Annotated in this window: 3 protein-coding genes; 2 read left to right on the plus strand and 1 reads right to left on the minus strand. The window is 53.2% G+C overall.

Annotation, left to right across the window (positions count from 1 at the left end):
* Both AB7S84_RS14415 and AB7S84_RS14420 read left to right on the plus strand, forming a co-directional pair.
* On the plus strand, positions 1 to 978 hold a 978-nt coding region (locus AB7S84_RS14415), incomplete at its 5' end, for an efflux RND transporter periplasmic adaptor subunit (RefSeq protein ID WP_428155278.1).
* A complete protein-coding gene (locus AB7S84_RS14420) occupies positions 975 to 4052 on the plus strand; it encodes an efflux RND transporter permease subunit (protein ID WP_428155280.1) in 3078 nt (1025 codons plus the stop codon). The genes AB7S84_RS14415 and AB7S84_RS14420, both read left to right, overlap by 4 nt.
* 169 nt (positions 4053 to 4221) lie before the next feature.
* Here AB7S84_RS14420 and AB7S84_RS14425 read toward each other — a convergent pair.
* Positions 4222 to 5042 (minus strand): sensor histidine kinase (locus tag AB7S84_RS14425; protein ID WP_428155283.1); only part of this gene is annotated, 821 nt, incomplete at its 5' end.

Here is a 5042-nt window from a genome sequence, read left to right on the forward strand (position 1 = left end):
GTGCCGGCATGGGGATTTGTTGCACCAAGGGAAACTCTTGATATCTGTGCAGAGGTACAGGGAAAAGTTGTTCAGGTGCCGGATAGTGTTTTTGCCGGTGCCGGGGTGACGGAAAATGAATTGTTGTTTAAGATAGATGATCGCACCTATCAAAACACACTGGCAGAGGCCATTGCCGAAAAAAGCCAGGCGCAGCAGGCTTTGGAGATTGAAAAAGGGCGTCAGATCATTGCGGAAAAGGAATGGGAGTTTCTGGAAAATTCAAAATGGCAGGGCAGCAAAAATAAATCCCTGGCATTGCGCATACCCCAGCTCAGAGAAAGGGAAGCCGCCCTGCAAATTGCTGCTGCAAAAGAGGTCCGGGCGGCGCTGGATGTTGAGCGGACACAAATAACCGCGCCGTGCGATGGTGTGATTCTCAACGAGAACCTTGCTTTGGGGCGGTTTCTTGAAATCGGAGACGCGGGACTGCAAATTGCCTGCACCGACTGCTATCATATCACGGCATTCTTTTCTCCGGAATATGCCATTGATCCCGGAGCAAGCACGGTATCCGTAAATATCGGGTCAAACCGCCATGAAGGGGTTATCCGGTCGGTATTGCCGGAGATTGATCGAAAAACACGCCATAAACAGGTGCTGATTGAATTTTCGGGCAGCCAGGTTGTCTTGGGGGACTATGTCGAGCTGATGCTGCCCGGTCCTTGTTTTGGTGACGTGACTGTGATTCCTAAAAAAGCGCTGAGATCCGGCAATACGGTTTGGGTGTCAAGTGAGAATCGCACGCTGGAAATCCGGGCGGTAACGGTTTTGGGGCAGGACATGGAAAATGTGGTCGTTGGGGAAGGCCTTTTTAAAGACGATCAGGTTGTGCTTTCCCATATCGCCAGCCCGCTGGCCGGCATGAAGCTGACTGCTTTGCAACAGCAGCCTGAAAATAACTCCAATAGGCAAAAAAATGGAGAACCGGCCAGATGACATCTTTTCTTGAGTTTATGTTAAAACGGACGGCTTTTGCCAATGCCATGATGGGGGTGCTGATTTTCGGGGGGCTGTTTGGCGCCATGACGATCCGGCAGGAATTGTATCCGGCCCTGGAAGAACGGAAAGTGGAGCTGGCGATTGACCTGCCGGGGGCATCTCCGGAAGAAATTAACAAATCAATCCTGACGGTGGTTGAAAATGCCGTGCGCGGACTGGATGGAATCAAGCGTGTTGATTCAGAAGCAAGCGAGAACACCGGTCAGGTGACCATGACCCTTCTGGATAACGCCGATCCGCAGCAGACGCTTAATGATATCAAGAGTGCCGTGGACCGGATTGAAACGTTTCCCCAAGATGCCGAAAAACCGGTTATTACCATCCCGTCTCGAGTTGAAAAAGCGCTTTCCATTGTCGTTTATGGCGATCAGCCCCTCATATGGCTCCGCAAAACCGCGGAAATTCTGCGCGATGATTTGCGCACCAGTGTGGGGCTCCGGAAAGTGGAACTGGCCTTTCCCCGCGACCAGGAAGTTTCAATTGAAATCCCGGAGAAAATACTGCGTCAATACGGATTCACATTGGAGGAACTTGCCGATAAAATACGGCAGAGTACACCGGACTTACCCGGCGGTACGCTTTATACAGAAGAATCGGATATCGTGTTGCGAACATCCGGGCGCCGGGAATGGGCGGATGCGTTTCGCGATGTGGTGGTGGCGGAGACGCCGGCCGGTATTCCGCTGCGCCTGTCCGATATCGCGGTCTTAAACGACGGTTTTGGGGAATCAGCCATTGAATGCTGGTTTAACGGCCTGCCTGCCATCCTGATCGATGTGTTTGCAGTGGGCAGTGAAACCCCCATATCGGTTGAAGCCGCGGTCCGGGGGTATCTGGATTCTGTTGCAGAAAAGAAGTTTTCAGGCGTTGAAATAGTCATCTTTGAAAATCAGGCAGCCGCCTATCGCAGCCGAATGGCATTGCTCGTGGAAAATGCCGTTATCGGACTGGTATTGGTTCTGATAACTCTGGGCCTGTTTCTCACGCCGCATCTGGCGTTCTGGGTCATGGTCGGAATTCCCACGTCGCTGCTTGGCGGCCTGCTGTTCCTGCCGCTGTTCGGCGGATCACTGAACATGATTTCATTGTTTGCACTTATCGTGACCATCGGCGTGGTTGTGGATGACGCGATTATGATCGGTGAAGCCATTTATGTGCAACGGACCAAAGGACTGGGGCCCCTGGCCGCTGCGGTTCAGGGATTAAAAGAGATGGGCGGGCCGGTGCTGCTGGCCACCACGACAACGATCATTGCATTTACACCCATGTTTTTTGTGCCCGGCGAAATGGGGGGGGTTTTCTGGCAAATTCCGGCAGTGGTGATTGCCGTGCTTCTGGTTTCCCTCTTTGAATCTCTTTTTATTCTGGGCGCCCATATTGCGGCAGAACACCCGGATCGCCCGTGGCTGAAAGTGCTGGCCCGGCCCCAGCAGAAGGTGAATGAAACATTGACGTCGTTTATTCACCACCGCTTTCGGCCGTTTATTCAGGCAGGGTTACGGCGGCCATTGACTTTGCTTGTTACGGCGGTTTCTTTTCTGTTTATCACTGTGGGCGCAATGACAGGCGGCCTGCTGAACTTTGCGTTCACGCCCACTATCGATTCAGACACGGTGATTGCCCAGGCGGCACTTCCGTACGGGGCTCCCAGGCAAAAGTCCATTGCCGTTGCCCAAAAACTGGTCGATTCGGCCAACACGGTGCTTGGGGAACACAACATGTCCTCGCCGGGTATTTTTTCTCTGATCGGGACGCGGCTGGAGGAAGGAGAGGTTGAAGTGGAGACCCTGGCCGGGTCCCATTATATCTCGGTGCTCATGGCCCTTCCGCCGGAAGCGGAACGCACGCTTTCGGGACGGGAATTTGCCGCGGCATGGCAGAAAACGTTTGGATCGCCCGGAGAACTGGAAGCGCTGAATTTTACAGGAGAGACCACCGTTGCCGGCGGCGAGCCGATTATGCTGGAGGTGTTCCATCCGGACCCGGATGTTGCGCAAGCCGCCGCGCTCTCCCTAGGTGAGCGGATGCGCCTGCTGGCCGGACTGACATCCGTGGATGACGGTGTTCGTACCGGAAAACCGGAACTGACGATTCAATTAAAAGACAGCGGCCTGCACATGGGCCTGACCGCCGAGGAAGTGGCAAAACAGGTCCGGCACCGGTATCATGGGGCTGAAGCATTCCGGTTTGTGCGGGACGGGAATGAAATTAAGGTGATGGTCCGTTTGAGTGAGGAAGGACGCAGCCGGGAAAGCGCGCTGGCGGATGTGCAGTTGAAAAGCCCGGCAGGCGCACTGATTCCGCTTACAGAAGTGGCAGATATCACCCAGACCCGATCGTTTACCAGCCTGGCCCGGCGTGACGGAAAGCGGATTTATCCGGTCACCGCAGACATTGCGTTCGGCATTGATGACGATGACGTGGAAGACGCTCTGGAAGACGCCATTGTGCCGCTGGTGCTGGCTGATTTTTCCGGCGTGTCGGTTCATTTTGGCGGCGAGGAAGAGGAAAATGATGAAGCGCTGGCATCTTTAGGGTATGGATTTTTGATTATTTTAGGAGTGATGTATCTGCTGCTGGTGTTTCATTATAATTCCTATCTGCAACCGGTGCTTATATTGGCGACGATTCCGTTCGGCCTGATCGGTGCGGTCTGGGGGCATATCCTGATGGGCTGTGATCTTTCCATTGTATCCGTGATTGGGATTCTTGCCATGGCCGGGGTAGTGGTGAATGATTCCCTGGTTCTGGTGACCACCTGTAACCAATATCAAAAAAACGGCATGCCCCTGCATCAGGCGATTGTGGATGCCGCATGCAACCGGTTCCGTCCGATTCTGCTGACGTCGCTGACCACGTTTTTCGGCCTGGTGCCCCTGCTGCTGGAGACGTCGGAACAGGCCCAGTTCCTGATTCCGGCAGCCGTTTCCATCAGTTTCGGGCTTGTGTTCGGGACAGTGATTACGCTGGTGCTGCTGCCGGGACTGCTACAAGTCTTTTTGAAAAACTAATACAGGCTGATTTTTCCGGCAAGCCTTATTTTTCAATGTAACTTTCCAGTGCATTCATATTGATATCAGTTTCTGGTTCATTACTGATAATTACAGAGTTTCCCAATAATTATAACGGATTAAACTGGTTGTTTGTTGTTGCGTAGGATGTTGATGCATCAGAATACATTCAGGAAGAAAATATCAGGTCCACCCGGGTCCCTTTTCCCGGGGTGCCGGAAATGGTGAACTGCCAGTTCATGCGTTCACACAGGCGTTCGACAATGGTAAGCCCGATTCCGGATTTTTTGCCGGTATCATCCATTCCCGGGCCGCTGTCCGAGACGCTGATCCGGTCGGGCGAGACGATAATTTCGACGCTGCCTTCCATGGTGTAAGCAAAGGCATTGCGCACGAGGTTTCCCAGGGAAATGGTTACAAGCGACTCCGGGGCCTTGATGGAAAAAGCATCCGGTGCCAGAATATTCACTTCCACGGGTTTTGATTCCAGCAGGTAACGGTAGGTTTCCACAACATGTTCCGCAACCCGTTTCAGGTCGCTGGCCTCATCACTGTCCGTGCCGTGCCCCTGTCTGGCCAGCATCAGGAATGTGTTGATGAGCATTTCAATATCTGTGACGGACCGTTCAATACGTGCCAGGGGCTGCACAATCCCGGAGTCCGATTCCTTTGTTCTTCGGCGCAGAATCTCAACCGCGGTTTTGATGACGCTGACCGGCGTGCGAAGTTCGTGACTGGCATGAGAGGTAAACTCCCGTTCACGGCGGGTAAAATCTGAAATCCGTTTTAACAGCTGGTTGATTTTTTCCGACAGCATACCGATCTCATCCGGCGAGTTGAAGGCGCTCAGCTCGCTGGCCGGTTCATCCGGAGAGATGGACTGAACCGCTTCCGCCAACTCGGAAAGGGGATTGAGAATACGATTTGACAGGGACCGGGTCAGAAGCCAGCCTAAAATAAATATACCGGCTCCGATTCCGATTAATGCTA

This window comes from Desulfococcus sp. (assembly GCF_050178255.1).
Taxonomy (GTDB): Bacteria; Desulfobacterota; Desulfobacteria; order Desulfobacterales; family Desulfococcaceae; genus Desulfococcus; species Desulfococcus multivorans.